Below are 21,495 nucleotides of genomic sequence, written 5' to 3'. Positions count from 1 at the left end.
GCCTCAGGGAGTCACTTCGTACCAGCCCAGAAACATGTTCAACGCCGACTCGACCACATCACTTTGCTCCTGAGGGTTGAGCCGTGCGGCATTGAAGGTTACCTGTGGCCAGAATGCGAACGACTTGAGCAACGCGTGCATCTGCGTCGCCGCAAAACCGGGGTCGACAGGCTTCAGGCGACCGCCTTTCTGGGCCGCCCGGATCCACGCGCTGAAGGTTTCTTCGCGCTCATTGATACGGGCCATCCACACTTGAGCACGCTCGGGCGAGTGAATGGTAGCGCCCACCACGACACGCGCCAGGTCGAGAAAATTACTGTTGGTGAGGTTGCGCATCTTGCCCCACAGCAGGTCTCGAAGTTGCTCGCGCAGACTGACGTTGGGGTGATAAATCACTTCCGATTGCGGCGGGGCACAGTTCCACAGACGCTGCAGCATCTCGGCGAACAGCTCTTCCTTGCTGGGGAAATGGTTGTAGACCGTGCGTTTGGACACCTCGGCCCGAGCAGCGATGCGGTCCATGCTGGTGACCTCGAAACCACGATCGCCAAATTCGGCAATAGCTGCCTGGACGATGGATTCGCGTTTCTGATCGGTGAGGCGCATGGGTGCGGTCATAGGTTCGCTTCAAACGGACGTTTAGAGAAAGTTACACTCAGCAGTTTACTTGTCGCCAAGAATCATGCAAGCTTAAAACTACACCGTGTAGTGTAAAACACTGTTACTTATCTTTCATCGAGCATCCTGCAACGGGATCACGTACAAAGTATGCACGGCTGGAGCCTCAACCTGTTCCCAGGAGTCAGCAAACCATGGCCTCGACACATCAGAAAAAGGATGCTTCTTCACTGCCTGTCCTGTCCCGTCATGAGGGGCGATATCGGAATCACGCGACGATGAAACCGGCGAGTCTGCTGCGAACGCTCCGCATTTTCTGGGATCAGGCATTCAATAAGCCCAAGGACACGCGCCCCGCAGGCGAAATTCCGGTGCAGCCGCTGTCGCGTCAGCAGTTGCTGGCAGCGCCCAACAACACGGTGTATCGCCTCGGGCATTCGACGGTCCTGCTCAAATTACGCGACCAGTTCTGGCTGACTGATCCCGTGTTTGCCGAGCGCGCGTCGCCGGTGCAGTGGGCGGGGCCGCAGCGCTTTCATCAGCCGCCGATCAGCCTCGAAGATTTGCCACCGATCAAGGCAGTGATTCTTTCGCACAACCACTACGACCATCTGGATCGTATGGCGATCAAGGCGCTGACCGACAAGACCGAGCATTTTCTGGCACCACTTGGTGTAGGCGATACGCTGATTGAATGGGGCGTACCCGCTCACAAGGTCCGCCAACTGGACTGGTGGCAGTCCACCGAAATGGCGGGCATCGAATTTGTCGCTACGCCTTCGCAGCATTTTTCCGGGCGTACGCTGCTCGACAGCAACCGTACCCTGTGGGCGTCCTGGGTGATAATCGACGGCGATCAGCGGATCTTTTTCAGTGGCGACAGCGGCTATTTCGATGGCTTCAAGACCATCGGCGAGCAATACGGGCCGTTTGACCTGACGCTGATGGAAACCGGGGCCTATAACGTCGAATGGCCGCATGTGCACATGCAACCCGAGCAGACGCTGCAGGCGCATCTGGACCTGCGTGGTCGCTGGTTGCTGCCGATTCACAACGGCACCTTCGACCTGTCGATGCACGCCTGGCACGAACCGTTCGATCGCATCCTGGCGCTGGCCTGGGAGCAGAATGTTTCGATCACCACGCCGGTGATGGGCCAGCCGTTCTATGTGCAATACCCGTGTCGCGGTTTGACATGGTGGCTCGGCGTCGATGAAGTTGCCGAGCCTGAACCCGAGCCCGAGCCCGAGCCCGAGCAGCACGGCCGAGTAACGAACTGCAAATGCCCTCGGCAGAATGCCTGAAACTGCCCGCGCCATTGCTGAACTGATTTTTAAATAGCAGCACCCAGATTTTGATTTGTCATATGAGCACGCGCCCGGCCTAATCCTGATCATCGAAAGTAATGGTGACGGTATGCAGGTGCGTAGCTTGGCGGTTCGGAATATGGGGTTGATGGTCAGTATCGTACTGGTGGCGCTCAACCTGCGCCCATCGATGGCAGCGGTCGGTCCGTTGCTTGCGGCGATTCGTCTGGAGGTGCCGCTGGGCTTCGGGATGGCGTCATTGCTGACCATGCTGCCGATCATGGCCATGGGGCTGGCGATGTTTTTCGGCATCGGCATCGCGCGTTACCTGGGGACGCATCGCAGCATCCTGCTTTCACTGGTGCTTATCGGCCTGGCAACCCTGGCGCGTCTGGTTCTCGATTCTGCTGTCGAACTGATTTTCAGCGCTGTGCTGGCAGGTCTTGGCATTGCCTTGATTCAGGCGCTGATGCCCGCATTGATCAAATCGCGTTTCAAGGCCAACGTCTCATTGTGCATGGGCCTGTACGTAACCGCGATCATGGGTGGCGCGGCCCTTGCCGCATCATTCAGCCCATTGGTGATGAGCAGCAGCGGCAGTTGGCGCGCTGGTCTGGCGGTGTGGTCGCTTCTGGCACTGTTGGCAGTGTGCGTCTGGTTCGCCCAGCGGCGCGTGTTACAGGTTGACACTTCAAACGCTGCCGGGCCCCGGCAGGCTTTTTTCCATATACCTCGGGCCTGGATGCTGGGAGTTTTCTTCGGCCTCGGTACTGCGTCCTATACCTGTGTACTGGCCTGGCTTGCGCCTTATTACCTGGAGAACGGCTGGAGCGAGCAGGATGCCGGCCTGTTGCTGGGCTTTCTGACCCTGATGGAGGTCGTATCGGGTCTGCTGGTTCCGGCGCTGGCCAACCGCAGTCGCGATAAACGCGTAGCGCTGGCGGTGCTGCTGGTGTTGATGATGATCGGTTTTGCCGGGCTGATTCTGCTGCCGCAGCGGCTGGGCCTGCTGTGGACCTGTTTGCTGGGGTTGGGTATCTGCGGTTTGTTTCCGATGAGCCTGATTGTGTCTATGGACCATGCCGATGATCCTCGACAGGCAGGCGGCCTGACCGCATTCGTGCAGGGCGTGGGTTATCTGATTGCCAGCCTGTCGCCGCTGTTTGCCGGAATAATCCGCGACCTGACGGGCAGCTTTGCAGGCGCATGGTGGTCACTGATGGCGTTGGTCGCGATCATGCTGTTGATGGTGGTGCGACTCGATCCCCGACGCTATGCTGAGCACCTGCGCAGCGCCGGCGTCAAACCGGTCACTATTGGCGAGGGGGCGGCATGATTGCATTTTGATGCTATCTTGTCCGCGTGGACCTGATCGTCCGGTCGCAGCGCCAGCGAGATGCCTCAATGCTCAACAGTAATGCCCTGAGAAAGCTGGACATGCAGGACCTGATGGTCTTTGTCTCGGTGTATGAACAGCGCAACCTGACCCTGGTCGCAGATGCGCTGCATGTCAGTCAGTCAACGGTTAGCTACTGCCTGAAAAAGCTGCGCGCCAACTTCGAAGACGATCTGTTCATCTGCACCCGCAATGGCATGCGTCCGACCCGCAAGGCATTGGCCATGCACGCCCATGTAAAGCAGATTCTCGAGTCGGTCAATTTGTGTCACGACGGCCTGGGCCTGTTTGATCCGACCCGCAGGCAAACCACTTTCAAGGTATGTGCCCCAGAGTATTTTGAACTGCTGGTATTGCCGCACCTGATGCGCGACTTTGTCGCCGCTGGCTTTTCGGTAACGGTCAATGTGCAGAAGCTTGAGAAGCAGTTACCCGCCGAGCAATTGAACGATGGTCGTTTTGACCTCGCCCTGTGCTTCGGACCGGGCTTTCACCGAGTCCCGGACGGCCTGGTTTCACAAGTGTTGCTCGAAGATGACCTGGTCTGCGTCATGGACGCCCGGTTCGCGCCGCTCAGCGCCCTGATCGACATTCAGACCTTCATCGGGCACCGCCATGTGTACCCGACGCCATGGACGTCCGACACCAACATGGTCGATGGCTGGCTGCAACGTCAGGGGCTGGAGCGCAACATTGTCGCGCGCGCGAACAGTTACCGCGCGGCGTTGCAATTACTCGAGGGCACAGATTTCATTCTGGTGCTGCCAAGGCGCATTCAGACGCTGCTGGGCAATGAGCCATGGATTGCCGTGTTCGAGCTGCCGCCGGATCTGCCTGGTTTCAGTCTGGACATGCTGTGGAGCGCCCAGGCCGATCAGGACGAGGCCAGTGGCTGGCTGCGTGAGCAAGTCGTGAAGGTCTGCGCCGAGCGCGGTCTGCTCTGACGCGTGGTCAGTTGCCAGACTTGTCTTTCTGCGGATCTGGCGAAGTACCAGGCCGCGGTTGCTCGCCCTGTTGATTGAGCTGTTTGTTCTTCTCGCCCACCTTGCCGGCGTTTTCCGGTTTGTGCTCGAGGTCTTCGCGTTTGGATTCATCTGCCATGACCGTATTCCTTTTTGTCGGGGGGTGTGGTGATTGGTCAGTGTGGCGGGTGCAAGATTCGATTTAAATGACGCGCGGTTCATTGTCCGGTGCTGTTAGCGTCGGACGCTGAACCGCGCACATCGATCAGCTCAACAGAGTGATCAAGTCTTTGGCCGCCTGCGCAGAGCTGGCCGGGTTCTGGCCAGTCACCAGCTTGCCATCGGTCAGCACGTAGACGCCCCAGTCCTCACCCTTGGAGTAGTCACCGCCCAGTTGCTTGAGCGTGTCTTCAACCAGAAAAGGCACGACATTGGTCAGGCCGACCGCTTCTTCTTCACTGTTGGTGAAGCCTGTGACACGGCGGTCCTTGACCAGCGGTTGGCCGTCCGGCGACTTTACGTGAAGCAATACGCCGGGTGCGTGGCAGACCATCCCGTGTGGCTTGTCTGCCTTGGCAAAGGCCTCGATCAGCGCGATGGAGTCCTTGTCTTCAGCCAGGTCCCACAGCGGGCCGTGACCGCCCGGGTAGAACACGGCATCGAAATCGGCCGCATTGACGCCAGACAGAAGGCCCGTATTGGCGAGCGTTTTCTGCGCATCAGCATCTTTGGAGAAGCGCTTGGTGTCGTCGGTCTGAGCGTCAGGCTCATCGCTTTTCGGGTCCAGCGGTGGTTGACCGCCTTTCGGAGAGACCAGCGTAACGTCGGCCCCGGCCTCTTTGAATGCGTAATACGGCGCGACGAACTCTTCGAGCCAGAAACCGGTTTTCTTGCCGGTGTCGCCCAGTTGGTCATGGGATGTCAAAACCATCAGGATTTTCATGTGCATGCTCGTCTTCGAAGGGGTGAGAGGGTGTAGACAGGCGAAACCCTCAAGTGTTGTGAAAATTTTTTACCTCAGGAACAAGCAGGGCCGGATATCGACACAATGGCTTGCGTCGACATCCGGCCCTGTTTCACCGCTGCGTTGGAGAAACGTCAGATGAGGATCATTGCTCCTTGGTCAGATCCACCAGCGGCTCTTTGCGCACCTCAGTCTCGCGACCGTCCTGAATGCTCTTGACCTGGCCAAGCGCCTTGTCGACCGCGCCCTTGTCAGCCAGCAGGCTGTAGCTGATCTGGAACTGACGTTGCTCTTTGGGCGCTATGGTCGGTACCAGATTCAGCGGACGCTGGAAGCGGCGGTTGTAGGAGAAGCTGGTGCCCGGTTCCAGCCCGGTCACGTAACCCTGGCCTTTGGTATCAGTGTTTTTCCACAGTGAGAACACCGGCAACTGCCTGGTATTGAAACCAACCGACACACCCAGGTTGCCCGCCTTGTTGTGCAGCACGGTCAGCGTATCGCCCTTGGCATCGCCATAAGGCACGAGGTTGTAGACCGTTTCGTCGTAATCCGGCGTCGGCGCACGGTAGGTCTGCCAATCGCCCAGATCACCCTTGGCTTTCTCGTTGAACGGTGAAACCTGCTTGACCGGTGCTTCGAAGCGCGCCCCTTGCTCGAGGAACGGTGTGCTGAAGTTACTGTGGTACAGCGCCTGGTATTCCTTCGGATAATCGCCATTGTTGGTCAGCGTATCGTTGAGCGAAAAGCTCGTGCTGCCTGGCTCGGTGACCAGTTCGGTCTGCACCGAAAAGTCGACCTTCTTGAACGCCTGCTCCTTCAATTCACCCTTGAGGCGGATCGCGTAAGGCGGCTTTTCGTCGATCTGCAGCGTCACTTTGCTGGCCGGAATGTTGGCAGCGCGACCGTGCAGGGTCAGCAGTTCGCCATTGTCCATGCCCGGATGGCCCACCCACTCGTAGCCGCAGCGGGTCACTAACTCGTTGAAACCTTCCAGCCAGCCCAGGCCGCCGCGGCCATTGAGTTCGATAAACGCCGGATTAACCACATCCTTGACTGGCGAATCCCAACCCATGCGTACATCACCCACCGATGCCTGCAGCACGTTCATGCCGCGGGTAGGCACCACTGAAATCTTCATTGTGCCGTTATCGATATCAATGATGCTCACGCCTTCCTGACGACCGCCGTGCAGGGTTCGCATCGTGACAGTGAACGGCTTGTCGGTCTTGACGCCCAGTTGCTGACTGGTGATCTGCTGATTCTGCGCAGCCTTGTCGGTATCGAGCAGCACGTAATCCCAGGCAAACACACTGGAAGCGGCTGTGAGGGCACCGAGGCCCACGAGCAGGGGAAGGGATTTCATGGTGGTGGTCCTTCTGTAATTATTGGAATTATGGTGCTGCATATCGTTTGAACAGCTATTTAACGCCTAGTTAATCGATTCAGCAATGGGCCGAGTCCAGGCAAAGCGCTTTTCAATCACCATGGCACTGAAGACACAGAGTGCGACGTTATCGAAGTAACTCGCCGAGGGGCGAAAAGGTGACCTGAGTCGAGCCCCAATTCACCTTACACCACAGAACCGGCGTGTGACGCGGAGCGTCACGAACTGCGTGCCGACGCGGAGCGTCGGCACGATAGTCATATCTGAATTGTGCCTTTAACCGGATTGCTCTAAGCGCTTTTCAATCACGATGGCACTGACGACGCAGAGTGCGACGTTAGTGACGGCTGAGTCCTGGCGCTGATCCGGGGGTAGCCTGGCAGGACGCCAGGCTAGCCGCACCGGGCCATGGATGGCCCGTTGCGGCGACCCCCGGATCAGTGACAGGGCGAAGGAACCCGACGAAGTCGGGCCGGAAACAGGAGCGAGGGGATTTGCCTACTTTGGCCCCATCAAAGTAGGTCGCCGAGGGGCGAAAAGGTAACCTGAGCCGGACACAAACATAACTGACATAGCAGAACCGCTGTGTGACGCAGAGCGTCACGAAAGGCATTACCACGCGGAGCGTGGGAACGAGAATCTGGGCCGAATGCTAATCCACCTGAAATAACAGAACCGCCGTGTGACGCAGAGCGTCACTAACTGCGTTCCTACGCGGAGCGTGAGAAACGAGAGGTGCCTCTGCCAAACGTGTAGTGACCCAAGCGCGCATTGGCACGTAACCTGGATTGCCCGACGCCCGTTTTCGAACCTGCGGTACTCAGCCATTAATAACGGATGCGTTGCAGGAACTGTCATTGAGGCTCAGGTGACTGCCCCCGGAACTGATCGGCCGCCTCACCCAACAACCGCTCGATCTGCGAATGCTCCCAGCCACTGAGCAAACTGACCGGGTCGGTGCGCAGCCAGCTTTCGAACGAGCCCTCCCGGCCTTGCGGACAGCAGCACGCCCGACAGCGCGTCGGGCTGCCATCGGTTATTTCCAGCGTCAGCAGCCAGCCGTCGATATCGACCTTTTGCAGTCCGGAGCCGGAGGTTGTGCCGATAAGCCTCAACGACCGTGTGCCCATCGCAGCATCCCGCAGTTGCTGATACACCTCACGAGTCGTCAGAGCTTCCACAGGCGTCACCCGATTCCATTTTTTTGAGTAAAGCACGATTTCGAAGCGTGCAGGATGAGATAACTGTCAGCTCAAAAGCCCTTCAGGGCGCCGCGCCAAACAGGCGCTCGATCTCGGGCCGGGTCTGATTGATCGCACCCAGTTGGCGGATCAGCTCGGCCTGTCTGCTGCCACGTATGCCTGCGGTGGTCATGACCGCGTCGCGCACGTAGGTATAGACACCGCTGACGCCAAACGGCGTGATGTAACGCACGTGCTCGCTGATACCTTGAGTGATGGCCTTGAAGTGCTCGCTGGCGTAATAGGTTCGACGGGCCCAGGCCGATTCGAACACCAGTTCCATCATGATGATGTTCAGGCGTGGCGCCTCGACCTTGTGATCAACGTCGGGCGCAGGCGGTGCCGGCTGCGCGTTGTCGTAGGGTTGCGCGAGGTGCAGGCGCAGTTTGAGTACGGCATCGGCACCGGCCATTTCATTCGCGAGCTTTTCAATGGCCTTGCGGGCGGCGGGCAGCTCATCGCTGGCGAGATGAAAATGCAGGTGCATTTTGTCCAGCGTCGCCGTTTCGTTGGGAATCGGATCGGGCAGTCGATCCACCAGTGTGCTGGAGCCATCCGGCACGTCGTAAGCAATGGTTTGCTCAAACATGTTCTGCTCGTCGGAGAACAGCAGAGCGCTGGCGTCCTTGAATTGTCGCTGACTTTCGGCGGATAGAAAGCCGATCTCCACACCGCCATCCAGCACGTAGCCCGGCAGTGGCGTGACGCCTTCGATCAGCGGCCATAAATGACCATCCTTTTCACGCGTCAGGTGATGCTGCACATACCAGCCAAGGCCCTCAAGCCTCGCGCACAGAGGGCCGTGAACATCGCGCCAGTAGGTGGCGAACAGGTCATGGGGAACGCCGTTCCTGCGCAACACCGTGGTATACGAATTGATAACGATGTTTTCATCGCGAGCGCCGTAGTTATCGGAAAATTCTGAGATATGCATGAGTGCTCTTTGTCCTGAAGATGTTTCTCTCAGGCGCTTCGTCCGCGAGGTAAGTTCAAGGGAAATTACCGGCGGACACATTGGCTCGAAGCGATGCAGGGCGAGACGAACAGATGTCCCCGGTAGGCGCCTGCCAGAGTACGTGCCGACACCACCGACCACATCAGTGCCAGCAGCGCGACGAGCCCGGTACCAAACACGTCGAAAAAGCTCAGGTGCAGGGTAGCGCCGAGTTTGAGCGTCGCCAGCGCATACACGCCGAGCGGGAAGGTAAATGCCCACCAGCCCAGATTGAATTCGATACCCTGCTTGAAGTAACGCGCCGTGATCAATACAGCCAGCGCCAACCACCACAGCCCCAGCCCCCAGAACAGCGTACCGACCATCACACCGATGCCAGCCACCACCGTGCCGAGCGACGCCAGGCCGTGGGCGGCAAAGATGACCGGGGCCTCGTTGCCCATCACCAGCATGCCCAATGCGCCTGTGCCGATAGGGCCAAGTGCCAGCCAGCTCGACGCCGCCATGCTTTCATGAGGCAGTTTGTGCAATGCCAGACGCAACAGCAGAATCACCAGAATGCTCAATGCCACCGGTACCGAGTAGGCTCACAACACGTAGCTGGTGATCAGCACGGTGAACTGCGAATCAGCGGCTGCGAGGTGCGGGGTCAGCAGTCCGCCGCAGGCTGCTGCAACTTCTGCTGCCACCACGGGCAACAGCCAGACAGCGGTCATCTTCTCGATACTGTGTTCTTGACGGGTAAACATCATGAACGGAATCAACACGCCACACGCCAGGGCCATTGCTACATCCAGCCACCACAATGCTTCGGCCAGCGGCACGATGGCAGTGCCCCAGCGCGCCGGACCATACACCAGCAGGCCGCTGATGACAGTCGCCAGCCCCATGGGAATGGTGCCGAAGAACATCGATACGGTGGAGTGCCCGAACACCTGACGCGCCTCGTCGAAAAACAGCAGCCAGCGGCTGGCATACATGAGGCTGAAGAGGGCGAACAGGCCTATGTTCAGGAACCATAACGCTTCACCCAGCGTGCGCAATGCAGCAATGTCCCCCGGCAGTTGCGCCAGCGCCAGTGACAAAATTCCGGTGCCCATGGTCACTGCGAACCAGTTGGGGGTGAATTGTCGAACGGCCTCCAGCGGGCTCGTCAGCTCTGCAAGAGGCGCGTTGACCTTGTTGATAATAGCGAACCTGCTCACGACCGTATCCTGCTGCTGAATGGGGAACAGGTTTCAGTCTACGCAGTCACAGAAAATCTTCTAAACGGGTAATCTATCTTCTTGTTACCTGATTTTCAGGTAGGTTTGCTCGGCTACGGAGTTCAGTCTTGAGACTCAACCTGCGTCAACTACAGATTTTTTGCGCAATCACCCGCTGTGGCAGTACCACCAGCGCGGGTCATGCCTTGTCTTTGTCCCAGTCGGCTACCAGTGCGGCATTGAACGAGCTGGAAAGTGCGCTGGGCACCCGGCTGTTCGACCGAGTGGGCAAGCGGCTGGTCCTCAACGATAACGGCCAGACATTGCTGCCACGTGCCAAGAAGATGCTGGAAAACGCCCAGCAGATCGAAGACAGCTTTCTATTGCCGGGCGCGACCTTGAATGCTCGCCTGCGAATCGGCAGTAGCAGCACCATTGGCAATTACGTCGTGCCGCAGATAGTCGGCGCACTGCGCAGTTCGACGCCTCTGCTGCGAGTCGATGTGGACATCGGCAACAGCACACTGATTGCTCGCAAGGTCGCGCAGTTTGAAATCGATATGGGCCTCATCGAGGCACCGTGCCATCTGCCAGAGCTGATCGCTGAGCCGTGGCTGGTCGATGAAATGGTCATTGTTGCCGGCAGCGCTCATCCGTTGGCGCGGCAACAGCAGGTTTCACTGGGGGAGCTGCAAAACGCTGAATGGCTGTTGCGTGAGCAGGGTTCGGGGACCCGGGAGGAGGTCGAGCACTTGTTGCTCAGGCATTTGCACGATCTGCAGGACATGCGCCAGGTAGGCAGTTCTGAAGCGATAATGCGCACCCTTGCTCAAGGCATTGGCATCAGTTGTCTGTCCCGGCGTATCGTCGCCGATCTGCTGGTGAGCGGGCAGTTGCGCACACTCGCCAGCCCGCTGCCGCCGCTCAATCGTCGGTTCTTCATGATCACTCACCGCGACAAGTTCGTCTCACCGAGCCTGGAGCGGTTCAGGGAGGCCTGTCGGCAGTCTGCCGATCAGGCAGGCACGTTGCGCCATGGTTTGAGCCACAACGCCAGCCCGAGCAGCAGCAAAGCGCCGTAAACACAGCTCAGGCCCAATTGCAGCCAGGTGTCGTGAAGCGGGTGCAGGAGCAGGGCGGCGAAGATCATCAGCAGGCTGGCCAGCAGCCAGTGACTGCGCCACGGCAAAACGCCGAGCAACGCCTGACGGCGCATCAGCAGCACGCCTGTGACCATCGCGCCGCCCAGCGCCGCGATGGCGATACCGGTCAGGCCGAAGGCAAAGGGCAGCGTCGCCAGCAGCAGCGCGTTACACAGACTGCCGATCAACTCGCAGTTGAGCGGCAGGCGAGTGTCACCGGCGGCGTAGGCGTAGCGCGCCAGCAAGGCGTTCCAGGCACCAAACATCAGCGGCACAGCAAACCAGGCCAACAGCTCCGGTAGCGGACCCTCATGGCTCTGATTGGGCAGCAACAGGGTCACCAGCGCACCGGCCGCACCGATCAGCCCGGCTACGGCCGGCAAGGTCAGTAATGTGGCGCTGCCCAGCCCGCGTCTGAGTAGCGACAAACGCTGCTCGCCCGCGCTGCCGCTCATCAGTCCGAGCAGTACCTGGTTCAGGCTCATCAATGCAATGAGCGGCAGGTTGATCAGTTTGCGCGCCAGATTGACCCAGGTTACCGCGCCTTCACCGAGCAACGACGCGACCATTCGCTCAAGCAAGGCAAGGCCCTGGCTGGCCAGGTTGCTGCTCAGCAGTGGACCGATGCGTTGCAGCAGTTCGCGCACGGCACCGGCTTCTGATTGCCACTGCCAGGGTCGCCATCCCGAACGATACAGGGCAGGCAACAACACGCCCGGCATCAGCACGCTGCCCAGTACGCACGCGCTGGCTAGCCCGGTCGATGTTGCGGCGTGGCTGAACGTGGCGAGGTAGATAACGGGCGGCAGGTTGAACAGCAGCGAGCCGAGCCCGGCCAGCACGAAGCGCGAACGGGCCTGCAAAGGTATGCAAAACAGCGCGTGGAGCATGAAACCGGGCGCGCACCAGGCCAGCCAGCGCAGGCCGCTGGCTGCCTGTGCATAGCCGTCGGCGTCCAGCCCTGGGCCGATAAGACGCACCAGAAACCCTGCACCGATCGCCAGCACTGAGCTCAATGCCACCCCGGTCAATAACAAACGCGGTGCCATGCAGCCCAGCCAGCGTTGTTGCCGGTCAGCCGGACGTTGCTGATAAAGGGGCAGGGCGGCAGCGCTGAGCAGCCCCGCGGCCAGTGACATGCGCAGCGCTTCGGGCAAAAACATCGAGACCAGAAAGGCATCGCTCTGACTGCCGGCACCCCAGGCTGCCACCAACAGCCATTCACGGGCAAAACCGGCTGCCAGGCCGGTGAGGGTGGCCAGTGTCAGCCAAAGTGTCGAGCCCAGCATCGCGCGCCCTGCCGATCAGTGAAACAGGGTGAACAGGCCTTTGCCGCCCACCTTGTACTTGAGGCCGCGGGCGCGCTCACCCTTGACCTCGGCATTCGGCCCGCTGACGATCGCATATGGCGCGACAGGTTTGGATACCACACTGTTGCCGCCCACTACCGCGCCTTCGCCGATGTCTGCACCGAACGAGAGCAGCGCGCGGCTGCAGATCCATGCGTAGTCGCCGATGAACACCGGCCCGCCGACCGCCCAGAATTCGGGCTCGGCAAGGTCGTGTCCACCCGCGATAATCAGCACGTGTGAAGCGATGGTGACGTGATCGCCAATCACCAGCCCGCCACGGGCGTCAAGCTGGCAGTGCCAGCCCACAGTGGTGTCGTTGCCGATGCGCAGGCTATCGACGCCCAGCACCTCGGTATTGCGCCACACCGTCGAACCCTTGCCGATTTTCGCTCCACCGATGCGCAACCACAGCAGGCGCAGGGTATGGCTGGGGATCTTGCAGATCAGGATGTTGTAAGCCTGTTCCCAGGTCCGCAACATGCGGTCACGCAGGGTCGGCCAGTTGATTCCGTACAAAGGAATCAGCGCGCCCAGGGTTTCGCTGGACAGCAGCTTGTAGAAGCGCCGCGCCAGCGGGTTTTCGATTCTTGGTTCGATATTCAGGTAGCAGATGAACGACAGGGTTCGATCCTTGATACGTGTTTCAAAACACACTTCGTTGTCCAGCATCCACTGGTAGGCGGCTTCCAGCTCTTCGAGCGGCACCGCCATCTTGCGCGCGTAGTCGGGCAGTGCCTCTCTGAGATTATGAGAATGCATCATGCGGTGTTTCATGAGGAGGCTCCCGGCTCGTGTGAGGCGTCAGGGTGTTGAGGAGTCGTTTCGGCCTTGGCGCGCAGGCGTCTGGTTTCGTGCAGGCTGATGCCGACAAATAGCCAGAACAAGGCAACCAGCACGCTGGTGAAACTGAAGTAGTGGTCAAACAGGCCGCTGAACAAAGCAGACAGCACGCCCGTGGTGCAGCCCAGCGCAATGGCGTTTTCCCGAGTCAGCACTACCCGGTCGCTGCCTGGGCGAACTTCTTTCCACCAACTGATGGTCACGGCGATGAACAGCAACATGCCCGGCAGGCCGATCTTGTAGATGAAGTTCAGCCACAGGTTGGAAATACCGAATTTTGTATAGCCCAGTACCGGCGGGTCGACCTTGAAGCCGATGCCGAACGGGAAGGTGGCGACTGCGTCGGGAAAATGACTGTATTCCAGGAAGCGAATCGCGGTACTGGCGTCGTCGGAGGTGAACAACCCCATCAGTCGGTCCTGCAGCGGCGGGTAGAATGCCAGCAGGAAAATACCGGCGACCAGCCCGCCCATCAACAGCCGTCCCAGATGCGGAATGCGTCGCCTGGCCATCAACAGCATCACGGCGATCAGGCTCAGCAGCGCGCCGCGTGAGCCGGTCAGCAACAGACCGATGGCACCCAGTGCCGCCACAGTCAGGCCCAGCCTGCGCGCCGAGCCGGTGCGCGTCATGCCGAAGCAGAACGCCAGCGGCAGCAACATGGCCAGGGCACCGCCTGCCACGTTGGGGTGCATCCACGGTGAGCCCATGCGGCTGGCAAGCGAAAGCAGGCTCTCGCTCAAGATGTCTGCACCGCTGTAGCCCAGGCTGCCGAGGATCGGAATGATGGCAGTTGCCGAGCCTTTGGTCACATACACCGAGATCGACAGCACCAAAAGCAGCAAAGTCCCGCCGAGCAGCGCCATGACCGCCTTTTCCAGGGTCTTGAGGTCAGTCAGCAAGCGCGGTACCAGAAACAGGATAGACAGGTTGAACAGCCAGCGAACCCAGTTGATCGGACCGTTGCCGTCGGCGACGACGGTCAACTGGCCGACCAGAAACGGGAACGCACTGAACAGCATCAATGCCACCAGCAATTTTTCGGTGCTCAGCATTTTGGGCACAGTGTTGCGTTCCTGAAAGACTGCATGCAGCAGGTAGCTGGCCCAGGTCAGCATGATCAGCGCTTCGGACACCGTGGTACGAACGCCAATCTGAATTGTAGAGTAGGGCAGGAAGGTCCCGATCAGGCAGAACAGCACGAGCCCACGGACCGGGCGGCGAATGATCGTGGCCGCCGCTGCCAGACCGATTGCTGCCGCCACGACGAACGGTGCAGGCAGCATGCAGATCATCACACCGAATATCAGGCTGAACATCAGCCCCAGGGGTAAGGCCAGTGGCATCAGCGCAATTCCTCCAGCGTCGCGTGCACGCGTTCGCAAAAGGCTTTCAACTGGTAGCGCTCTGTCCATTCCCTGGCAACTGCGGGGTCCTCTTCGGGCGCATGCGACAACGTGCCCATCAGTCTGATCAGGTTGCCACTGTCGACAGGTGAAAAGCGCGGGCTGTCGGGCGGAGCGATTTCATCCAGCGAAGAGCCGGTGGCCACGGCAACCGGCGTGCCTGTGTTCAGTGCTTCGATCACCGGTAGCCCGAAGCCTTCGCTTCTGGACGGCTGCCAGAGTCGCTCGGCACTTTGGTAGACCGCGTGCAGTTCTGCATCGCTCAGGCCGCTGAGCACGTGCAGGCCCGGTAACTGGCGCTGGGCTTCGGTCAGCGGATCGTCGCCACCGACCAGTACCAGTTCCGGGGTGTCGACAAATTGCATGCGTGCGGTCTGCCAGGCATCCACGAACCACTTGATGTTCTTGCGCGGTTCGCGTGTGCCCACGCATAGCCAGTAACGCAGGGGCATTCGCAGTTGGCTGATATCAGCCGGCTCACCCTTGAAACCTTCTACCAGCAACGGCACCACGCGCAGCTTGCCTTTGACCCTGGGAAACAGGCGCGCGACTTCGTTGGCAGTGAATTGCGACGGCACCCAGATCTGGTCGGCCACTTTCAGCGACCAGGCAATCGACAGGTAGTCGGTCAGCCGGTAAATCCTGGCTTTCAGTCGTGAGCCGTGACTGTTGTGCTGAGTGATCTGAAACAGATCGTGCAGCTGTAATACGTAGCGCATGTCAGCCGGTTTGCGCCCCAGCGGCAGGCCCATGTTGATGTTGGCGAAGTAGATCTGCACCCCGGCATCACGCAGGGCGCGCGGCAGGAACATGCCTTCGAAGCGCAAGCGATCCGGCAGGCGATGAACCGAGTCCAGTGGTGCCGCCCAGCGTGGGGTGTGCATCAAACGGCGTACCGGATGATCGTAGGGGGCCACGCCGAACAGCTGCAATTGCACGTCCGGATGTTCACGAAACGCCTGTTCCAGCGCGAAATTCTGGCGACCGATGCCGCTGATGGGGTAGCCGGCTGCCGCGCGGTAGTCGAGTCCTATACGCATGAGCGCGATCCTTGCTTGGGGAGCGAAAAGCGGGTGTAGATCACTTCCAGCTGGGCGGCCGAAACGGACCAGTCGTGCCGGGCACGCACATAAACGCGGCCGGCTTCGCCAATCTGGTCGAGCCGTAACGGTTTATCGGTGTATTCAACGATCAGGGTTGCCAGCCCGGACGCGTCTTCGCTGCCCAGGTAATGTTCGCCATTGGTGACCGACAACCCGGAAACGCCTTGCGCGGTAGTGACTACCGGCAGTCCGGCGGCCATGGCTTCCAGCGTCTTGAGCTTGGAGCCGCCGCCCTGGCGCAGGGGCGCGAAGAACATTGAGGCACTGGCCTGCAAGACGCGCAGGTCAGGTACGAAACCCAGCCATTCGATACGCGGGTCAGGCCAGCGTTCACGCCAGGCTTCAGGCAGCCCGAAGCCGCCGATGGCAAAGCGCACAGCAGGTGCCTGAGCCCAGACCAGCGGCATGATTTCGTCCAGCGCCCATTCGATGGCATCGATATTGGGGCCATATTCGTAGTTGCCGATGAACAGCAGGCGATGGCTGTTTCGGTCCGCATGAACGCTGGCGTAGTAAGCGCAGTCGACGCTGTTGACGACATAAGACGTGGCCCTGCCGCTCAAGCGCGACAGCACCTTGGCGTCGTCTTCGGTGACCGCGATCAACTCGCCGGTCTGGCGAAATACCCGGGTTTCCCAACGCCGGTAGCGCCAGCGGTCATACACGGCGAAGGCATTGGCCCAGCGTGGCAGGCGGTCGTAACTGGCAGCGCCAAGGTCTGATTCAACATTATGTTCGGTCAGCACGAACGGTTTGCCCGAACGCTTGAGTACGCGTTCAAATGGCTGAAAGAAATAGGTGTGCTGCAACTGGATGATGTCCCAGTCCTCTTCAAGCAATTGCTCGAAGACTTTTTCCAGTTTCGGGGCGTAGCCGTTGACGCTGGCGAGCATCGGCGCAGGTGCAAACGCCACGGCCAGCAACGTGCGCAGGCTTAACAGCGGGCGTCGATCGATCACGATCAAGCGCTCCAGCCAGGGTTCCAGTGCCGAACGAGCGCTGTCGTCCAGCGCGTTCTTGGACTGCACCAGCAGGGTGATGCGATGGCCGCGGGCTGCCAGATTGCGCAGCAAATGGTATTCCCGGGTTTTGCCGCCGCTGGTGGTAGGCCAGGGCAGGTAAGGGAGCGTCCATAGAATTCGCATACTCAGGGCTTCCATTCCAGAATTTGCAGAGTCGGCTTCAGCAGCAGAGTGACACCCTGGCTTGCGGACAATGGAGTGCGGCTGCCGCTCAGCGGGTCATGCACGACCGCGTCGGTGATGTTCGGGAAATTCAGCGAGGTGCCGGTCGCACTCCAGAACATCAGTAGATGAGTGCCATCGTCACGGGTCCACGGCACTGCGTACAGATCGTCCGGTACACGGCTCACTGCGGGCGGCTCGGCGGGTTGCAGGCGCGGGCCGGTGATCTTGAGAAAATTCTGCAGTGCGGTGTAGACCGGCTTGGGGCTGGCTTGCAGGTCAAGCAGGCCGTAACCCTGATCGCGGGCCGAGGCGCGCTCATCCAGATCACTGAGATTGAACAGGAAGATGCGCTGAAAATCCATCGCACTCATCAGTGCCAGACGGCGCAGGGTGTAGTCGGCCTGACCTGAAGTGCCAATCAAATGTTGCATCTCCACTGGGCCTGCATAGCTTGACCAGCCCCATTCAGTGGCCCACACCTGCTTGACGCCATTGCTGTGCAGCAACTGGTTCATGGCATTGGCGCGCACCAGAAAATCGCGGTCCGGTAGCGAATCGCCTTCGGGGTACTCGGAGTACGGATGGTATGCCGCCACGATGTTCTGCTGGCCCAGGCCATTATCGAGCAGGGCCTGCATCATGTAGCCAGAGGTACTGTGCATCTGACTGTAATAAGCCATGCCCGCAGTGACGATGGTCTTGTCCGGCAGGGCGGCGCGAATCGCGCTGGCAGTGGTGGTCAGCAGGCGTCCATAGGCGGTCGGGTCCTCCTTGGGCAGCCAGACAATGTTCGGCTCGTTCCAGACCTGCCAGTTGTTCACCTGTGGATAGCGCTGGGCCAGGGCGGTCATGCGTGCGGCAAATACGTTGAAATCCGTGGGCGGATACTGATCGCGGCTTTTAGCACCGGCCGGTGCGCTGCTGGCGAAAGGTGCCGCGCCCACCAGATAAGCCACCGTGTTGTAGCTGTGCGCCTTGATTGCGGCCATGGCGGCATCCAGCTCGGTCAGTGCGTAGTGATCCTTTTGCGGCTCGATCACCGGCCAGTGAATGGTCAGGCGCACCCAGTTGAGGCCCAGTTCGTCCAGGCGGCTCATCTGTTGTTGATAGATATCAGGCGCAAAGTACTGAAACTGCACATTGACGCCCAGAAAGTCCGCCCAGACCACCTCGCGAGGTGCCTTGAGGACCGTTGCCGCGTGGGCCGCGCCAGTCATTGCTGCGCTGAGCAGTGCGCTCGCGACGATTTGCCGGAATCTGGATGGACGCTGCATGTCACTTCTCCTCGCACGCCTGGCGGAATACATCCCGAAAATGCTCTGCGGTGTGGCTCCAGACTCTGGCCTTGCCCATGTGCGAGGCGTTTTCGGCCCATTTTTTGACCAGCTCCGGATCCGCGCAAGCTTGCGTCAGAGCCTTTGCCAGTCCGTCCACATCGCCTTGCGGATAAATCATGCCGTTGCCGTGCGAGACTTCTTCGGCAAACGAGCGTGCATCAGAAGTAATCACGCCCCTGCCACACGCCACCGCCCATGACAGCGCGCCGCTGGTGCCGCGCAGTTTGCCCAGAAGCTTCAGTTTGCTCGATTCGCGATAAGGCAGGACCATCACGTGATGGGCCTGGATTACCTGCGGGATCTGCTCGGCAGGCAGGTCCAGTTGCCAGTCGATCAGATCGACAAGGCCCAGTTGGCGGATACGCAGGCGCAGTTGCTCCAGGTAGCTGCCGGACGGGCCGAAGGCCATTTCCGGCTCGCTGCCGCCTGCCAGGGTCAGGCGTACGGTCGACCTCAACGCAGGCTGCGCGGTGAAAACGCTGGCCAGCGCATCAAGCAGGTCTTCGATTCCCTTGCCGCGATAAATGAAGCCGAAATACAGCAGGCGCAATGGCTTCAGAGGTGGTAGCGGGGCGGGAGCGATGGCGACGTTGCCGTGACTGATCACCGCCATCTGTGCGGTTTTCAGCCCCATGCGCTGACGCAGGCTCTGGCTGCCCGCCTGGGTCAGTGTCACCAGACGGGTCATGTGCTGCGCCAATTGCCGTTCTTCACGCAGGCACAGCGGGTCGGCCAGCACCGTCGCCATTTCCGGCAGCGGTGAGCGCATGCCGCTGGCGATCGATAAGGGCCATGGCAGTTTTTCGCGCCGCCACACCAGCCGCTCGGGATCGTGCACTGTCGCGGTCAACGGCAGCTTCGGGAAGCGTCGACGCAAGGCACGCAGGGCCTGAAACTCTGCCAGCCGTCCGCCGCCCAGTTCGGCATGGACCAGATCGATTTCGCTCCAGTCCGTTTCGGCCACGCGCCGTTCTGCGGCACGTGGATCGTTGCCGACACCCAGCAGCGGTGTACTGACCTGCAGGCCGAGGCTTTCGAGCGCATGCCGCAGGTGACCGGCATAATCGGCGATGCCGTTCTGCTCGGGTGGCAGCGGCGCAAGCAGGGCAATGCGCATCAGCCTCGGCTCCCGATCCGTTTGAGGAAGTTAAGTACCTGCTCCGGTACCTCGAAACGACGGCGGTTGATAATGATGCCGTCGACTTTCTTGAATGCGGTGTTGAGGTTATTCAAGGTGTCTTCCAGCATCGGCACGGTGGTGTCTTCGGCACGCACCACCAACACGATCAGGTCAGCCTTGCGTAGCAGCACAAAAGCATCCTGATTGGCGGAAAGTGCCGAAGCGTTGATCAACACGATTTCGCCAGGACTGGCCGGCCCGCGGCCTTCGGTGCGGACCTGATGACCCTGTTCGATCAGCAAGGTGCTGAGCCGCTCGATCACGAACGACACGCCCGCGCCTGACTTGACCGAGGTGAAGCCGATGGTCAGGCCGCGCTCGTCTACCTGATCGAGCGGCAGAATGCCGTATACCCGGTGCAAATTGGAGGTGAAGGCTGCACTGCGCTCCTGAGCACGTTCCAGGTCGGGCAGACTGGTCCAGACCGGGACGCCGAAGCTGCTCTCGATCTTGTCGCCGTCGTGGATGCGCTGGTCCAGCAGGTAGAAGAAGTAAAGCGCCACGGCACCGACCACAATACTCAGCGGGAATGCCAGAAACAGCATCAGCAGGCTTTTCGGGAACACCCGGCTGGGGTTGAAGGTGGCGTCTTCGATGGTCGCGATATTGCTGATCTGGCTGTTGTCCAGCTCACGGTCAATACGCGATTTTTCCAGGCTGTCCTTGTACAGCGCATAGCTTTTCTCGGCCGCATCCAGTTCGTTCTGCAGGCGCGAAAGCTCCGGCTCCAGATTCAGTGCCTGCTGGCGGTCGCTTTCCAGCTGCGCGATCTGCGCATTTTGCTGAACGAGCTGGGTTTGCAGGCGCGCGTAGCTGGTCTGCTGATCGGCGTACACGTTCTGCATGCGGTTGTAGATGGGGTTGGGAGTGATGCTTTCAGAGCGCTGGACGGTGGCTTCCTGTTCCTTGAGCAGCTTCTTGAGGTTGTTGACCTCCTCATTGATCGCCCGGATTGGCGGCGCCTCTTCCTTGAACGAGCGGAGCATTTCCTGACGCTCCACTTCCTTGCCATTGATGCGGTTCTGCAAGTCCTGGCGATTGGGGTTCAACGCCAGTTCGCGACCTGCCGAGACTGTCTTGGGCTGCTCTGCCAACTGCTTTTTCAGCAGGTCCAGGCCGGTCTTGGTAGACGCAATGGAACGGGTTGTGTTGTTGCGCTCGGTACGCAGATCGTTGAGCCCCTGCGAGGTATCCGCCAGGCGCTGGGAAATGCTCACTGCGCTCAACTGGTTCAGGTAATTCTGGATTTGCTTCTTGTACTCGATGATGTTCGCGCCGGTCGTTTTCACTTCCGATTCATAGAACGCGTACAGGCTGACCCGGCCCAGTGTCTTTGTGCGTTGCAACTGGTACTCGGTGATCCAGGTCCTGAGCACGGTCTGGGCGATGTCCGGGTCGTTCCAGGTAAATCTCAGCTCCATCACCGACGAGCCCGGTTCGTGGCTGACCTTGAAGTTTTTCTCCAGATCCTCGGCCAGGCGTTCGGCCTGCGAGCGATGCTCCACCAGACCGATAAATTGCAGAACGTTGCGTACGCCGTTGACGACTGCCTTGAGGCCGTTTTTCACCGACGCCAGAACGCCGGTTTCAGGCGGCACCATAGACAGCTCGGCGAGGTATTTTTCGGACACGGCACGCATGATCGGCCGCCCGCTGAGCATGCGCTCTTCGTCGAGCAGCGGATCACGCAGGCCGCTCGGTATAACGATAGCCTGACGGTCGGACAGCTCGATAGGTACAGTGCTGCTGTCACGGCCGGGCTTGACCAGCAGCAAAGCTGTGGACTCGTAGCGGTTGGGGAGCAGAAACGCGCCCAGAAGGATGATGACGAAGGTCGCCAGCACGGTGATCCTGACTTCGCGCTTGAAAATGAACAGCAGGCGCAGCAGGTCGCGGAATGAGCGGATGTTGATCAT

18 protein-coding genes and 1 pseudogene are annotated in these 21,495 nt (G+C 59.9%); 4 read left to right on the top strand and 15 right to left on the bottom strand.

Annotated elements, in window-relative coordinates:
• Positions 1 to 3: 3 nt before the first annotated feature.
• On the bottom strand, positions 4 to 618 hold the full coding sequence (locus tag LJU29_RS17310) for a TetR/AcrR family transcriptional regulator (protein WP_257110985.1): 615 nt from the start codon (positions 616 to 618) through the stop codon (positions 4 to 6).
• 194 nt (positions 619 to 812) lie between these two features.
• On the opposite strand from LJU29_RS17310, the gene LJU29_RS17305 reads away from it, so the two are divergent.
• The 3 genes from LJU29_RS17305 to LJU29_RS17295 all read left to right on the top strand — a co-directional run bounded on the left by LJU29_RS17305 (position 813) and on the right by LJU29_RS17295 (position 4,265).
• Positions 813 to 1,922, top strand: a complete 1,110-nt coding sequence (locus LJU29_RS17305) for an MBL fold metallo-hydrolase (protein ID WP_057454622.1) — start codon at positions 813 to 815, stop codon at positions 1,920 to 1,922.
• 112 nt (positions 1,923 to 2,034) lie between these two features.
• Positions 2,035 to 3,261: a cyanate transporter gene (locus tag LJU29_RS17300; protein ID WP_257110984.1), complete on the top strand. Its 1,227-nt coding sequence runs from the start codon at positions 2,035 to 2,037 to the stop codon at positions 3,259 to 3,261.
• Between the two features lie 68 nt (positions 3,262 to 3,329).
• Entirely contained in the window at positions 3,330 to 4,265 is a 936-nt protein-coding gene (locus LJU29_RS17295) for a LysR family transcriptional regulator (protein WP_257110983.1), read from the top strand.
• A 7-nt stretch (positions 4,266 to 4,272) separates the two neighbouring features.
• Here LJU29_RS17295 and LJU29_RS17290 read toward each other — a convergent pair whose 3' ends face one another.
• From LJU29_RS17290 to LJU29_RS17265, 6 genes and pseudogenes are all read right to left on the bottom strand, one after another.
• Positions 4,273 to 4,422 (bottom strand): hypothetical protein, encoded by a 150-nt coding sequence (locus LJU29_RS17290; protein WP_004656957.1) that lies wholly within the window; start codon positions 4,420 to 4,422, stop codon positions 4,273 to 4,275.
• Between the two features lie 126 nt (positions 4,423 to 4,548).
• On the bottom strand, positions 4,549 to 5,226 hold the full coding sequence (locus LJU29_RS17285; RefSeq protein WP_005754517.1) for a type 1 glutamine amidotransferase domain-containing protein: 678 nt from the start codon (positions 5,224 to 5,226) through the stop codon (positions 4,549 to 4,551).
• Between the two features lie 166 nt (positions 5,227 to 5,392).
• Positions 5,393 to 6,610, bottom strand: coding sequence for an aldose 1-epimerase family protein (locus LJU29_RS17280; protein ID WP_057423434.1), 1,218 nt, complete (start codon positions 6,608 to 6,610; stop codon positions 5,393 to 5,395).
• A gap of 875 nt (positions 6,611 to 7,485) precedes the next feature.
• Positions 7,486 to 7,812: a DUF7693 family protein gene (locus tag LJU29_RS17275; RefSeq protein ID WP_005754515.1), complete on the bottom strand. Its 327-nt coding sequence runs from the start codon at positions 7,810 to 7,812 to the stop codon at positions 7,486 to 7,488.
• Positions 7,813 to 7,894: 82 nt separating this feature from the next.
• The gene (locus tag LJU29_RS17270; protein WP_257110982.1) at positions 7,895 to 8,806 is read right to left on the bottom strand and encodes a hypothetical protein; all 912 of its coding nucleotides are present in this window, start codon (positions 8,804 to 8,806) and stop codon (positions 7,895 to 7,897) included.
• 65 nt (positions 8,807 to 8,871) lie between these two features.
• Positions 8,872 to 10,032, bottom strand: a pseudogene (locus LJU29_RS17265) (TDT family transporter).
• 128 nt (positions 10,033 to 10,160) lie between these two features.
• Here LJU29_RS17265 and LJU29_RS17260 point away from each other — a divergent pair.
• Complete coding sequence (locus LJU29_RS17260) at positions 10,161 to 11,114, top strand: LysR family transcriptional regulator (protein WP_122322062.1); 954 nt, start codon at positions 10,161 to 10,163, stop codon at positions 11,112 to 11,114.
• On the opposite strand, the gene LJU29_RS17255 is transcribed toward LJU29_RS17260, so the two are convergent.
• From LJU29_RS17255 to LJU29_RS17220, 8 genes are read right to left on the bottom strand one after another with little or no spacing between them, the layout of a single operon-like run.
• A complete protein-coding gene (locus tag LJU29_RS17255) occupies positions 11,048 to 12,463 on the bottom strand; it encodes a lipid II flippase MurJ (protein WP_257110981.1) in 1,416 nt (471 codons plus the stop codon). The genes LJU29_RS17260 and LJU29_RS17255 overlap by 67 nt on opposite strands.
• Positions 12,464 to 12,478: 15 nt before the next feature.
• A complete protein-coding gene (locus tag LJU29_RS17250) occupies positions 12,479 to 13,300 on the bottom strand; it encodes an acyltransferase (protein ID WP_004665762.1) in 822 nt (273 codons plus the stop codon).
• Positions 13,297 to 14,712 carry an O-antigen ligase family protein gene (locus LJU29_RS17245; protein ID WP_054996146.1) on the bottom strand — a complete coding sequence of 472 codons (1,416 nt, stop codon included), beginning with the start codon at positions 14,710 to 14,712 and terminating at the stop codon, positions 13,297 to 13,299. The genes LJU29_RS17250 and LJU29_RS17245 overlap by 4 nt, the downstream gene beginning before the upstream one ends.
• Positions 14,712 to 15,812 (bottom strand): glycosyltransferase family 4 protein, encoded by a 1,101-nt coding sequence (locus tag LJU29_RS17240; RefSeq protein ID WP_257110980.1) that lies wholly within the window; start codon positions 15,810 to 15,812, stop codon positions 14,712 to 14,714. The genes LJU29_RS17245 and LJU29_RS17240 overlap by 1 nt, the downstream gene beginning before the upstream one ends.
• On the bottom strand, positions 15,803 to 17,020 hold the full coding sequence (locus tag LJU29_RS17235) for a glycosyltransferase family 4 protein (protein WP_005780622.1): 1,218 nt from the start codon (positions 17,018 to 17,020) through the stop codon (positions 15,803 to 15,805). The genes LJU29_RS17240 and LJU29_RS17235 overlap by 10 nt, the downstream gene beginning before the upstream one ends.
• A 2-nt stretch (positions 17,021 to 17,022) precedes the next feature.
• A complete protein-coding gene (locus tag LJU29_RS17230) occupies positions 17,023 to 18,336 on the bottom strand; it encodes a cellulase family glycosylhydrolase (RefSeq protein ID WP_005780624.1) in 1,314 nt (437 codons plus the stop codon).
• Between the two features lies 1 nt (position 18,337).
• Positions 18,338 to 19,516, bottom strand: a complete 1,179-nt coding sequence (locus LJU29_RS17225; protein WP_004656925.1) for a glycosyltransferase — start codon at positions 19,514 to 19,516, stop codon at positions 18,338 to 18,340.
• Positions 19,516 to 21,495: a GumC family protein gene (locus LJU29_RS17220; RefSeq protein ID WP_257110979.1), complete on the bottom strand. Its 1,980-nt coding sequence runs from the start codon at positions 21,493 to 21,495 to the stop codon at positions 19,516 to 19,518. The genes LJU29_RS17225 and LJU29_RS17220 overlap by 1 nt, the downstream gene beginning before the upstream one ends.

It is taken from the genome of Pseudomonas ficuserectae (assembly GCF_024584585.1).
GTDB lineage: Bacteria > Pseudomonadota > Gammaproteobacteria > Pseudomonadales > Pseudomonadaceae > Aquipseudomonas > Aquipseudomonas amygdali.
This window is presented reverse-complemented; position numbering and strand designations above follow the sequence as displayed.

What these genes read in the sequence shown, in the direction of transcription:
- LJU29_RS17270 (WP_257110982.1), bottom strand. Translation starts at nt 8,806, where the DNA reads ATGCATATCTCAGAATTTTCCGATAACTACGGCGCTCGCGATGAAAAC.
- LJU29_RS17225 (WP_004656925.1), bottom strand. Translation starts at nt 19,516, where the DNA reads ATGCGCATTGCCCTGCTTGCGCCGCTGCCACCCGAGCAGAACGGCATC.
- LJU29_RS17295 (WP_257110983.1), top strand. Translation starts at nt 3,330, where the DNA reads ATGCTCAACAGTAATGCCCTGAGAAAGCTGGACATGCAGGACCTGATG.
- LJU29_RS17310 (WP_257110985.1), bottom strand. Translation starts at nt 618, where the DNA reads ATGACCGCACCCATGCGCCTCACCGATCAGAAACGCGAATCCATCGTC.
- LJU29_RS17285 (WP_005754517.1), bottom strand. Translation starts at nt 5,226, where the DNA reads ATGAAAATCCTGATGGTTTTGACATCCCATGACCAACTGGGCGACACC.
- LJU29_RS17220 (WP_257110979.1), bottom strand. Translation starts at nt 21,495, where the DNA reads ATGATCAACATCCGCTCATTCCGCGACCTGCTGCGCCTGCTGTTCATT.
- LJU29_RS17290 (WP_004656957.1), bottom strand. Translation starts at nt 4,422, where the DNA reads ATGGCAGATGAATCCAAACGCGAAGACCTCGAGCACAAACCGGAAAAC.
- LJU29_RS17300 (WP_257110984.1), top strand. Translation starts at nt 2,035, where the DNA reads ATGCAGGTGCGTAGCTTGGCGGTTCGGAATATGGGGTTGATGGTCAGT.
- LJU29_RS17255 (WP_257110981.1), bottom strand. Translation starts at nt 12,463, where the DNA reads ATGCTGGGCTCGACACTTTGGCTGACACTGGCCACCCTCACCGGCCTG.
- LJU29_RS17245 (WP_054996146.1), bottom strand. Translation starts at nt 14,712, where the DNA reads ATGCCACTGGCCTTACCCCTGGGGCTGATGTTCAGCCTGATATTCGGT.
- LJU29_RS17230 (WP_005780624.1), bottom strand. Translation starts at nt 18,336, where the DNA reads ATGCAGCGTCCATCCAGATTCCGGCAAATCGTCGCGAGCGCACTGCTC.
- LJU29_RS17250 (WP_004665762.1), bottom strand. Translation starts at nt 13,300, where the DNA reads ATGAAACACCGCATGATGCATTCTCATAATCTCAGAGAGGCACTGCCC.
- LJU29_RS17235 (WP_005780622.1), bottom strand. Translation starts at nt 17,020, where the DNA reads ATGCGAATTCTATGGACGCTCCCTTACCTGCCCTGGCCTACCACCAGC.
- LJU29_RS17240 (WP_257110980.1), bottom strand. Translation starts at nt 15,812, where the DNA reads ATGCGTATAGGACTCGACTACCGCGCGGCAGCCGGCTACCCCATCAGC.
- LJU29_RS17280 (WP_057423434.1), bottom strand. Translation starts at nt 6,610, where the DNA reads ATGAAATCCCTTCCCCTGCTCGTGGGCCTCGGTGCCCTCACAGCCGCT.
- LJU29_RS17305 (WP_057454622.1), top strand. Translation starts at nt 813, where the DNA reads ATGGCCTCGACACATCAGAAAAAGGATGCTTCTTCACTGCCTGTCCTG.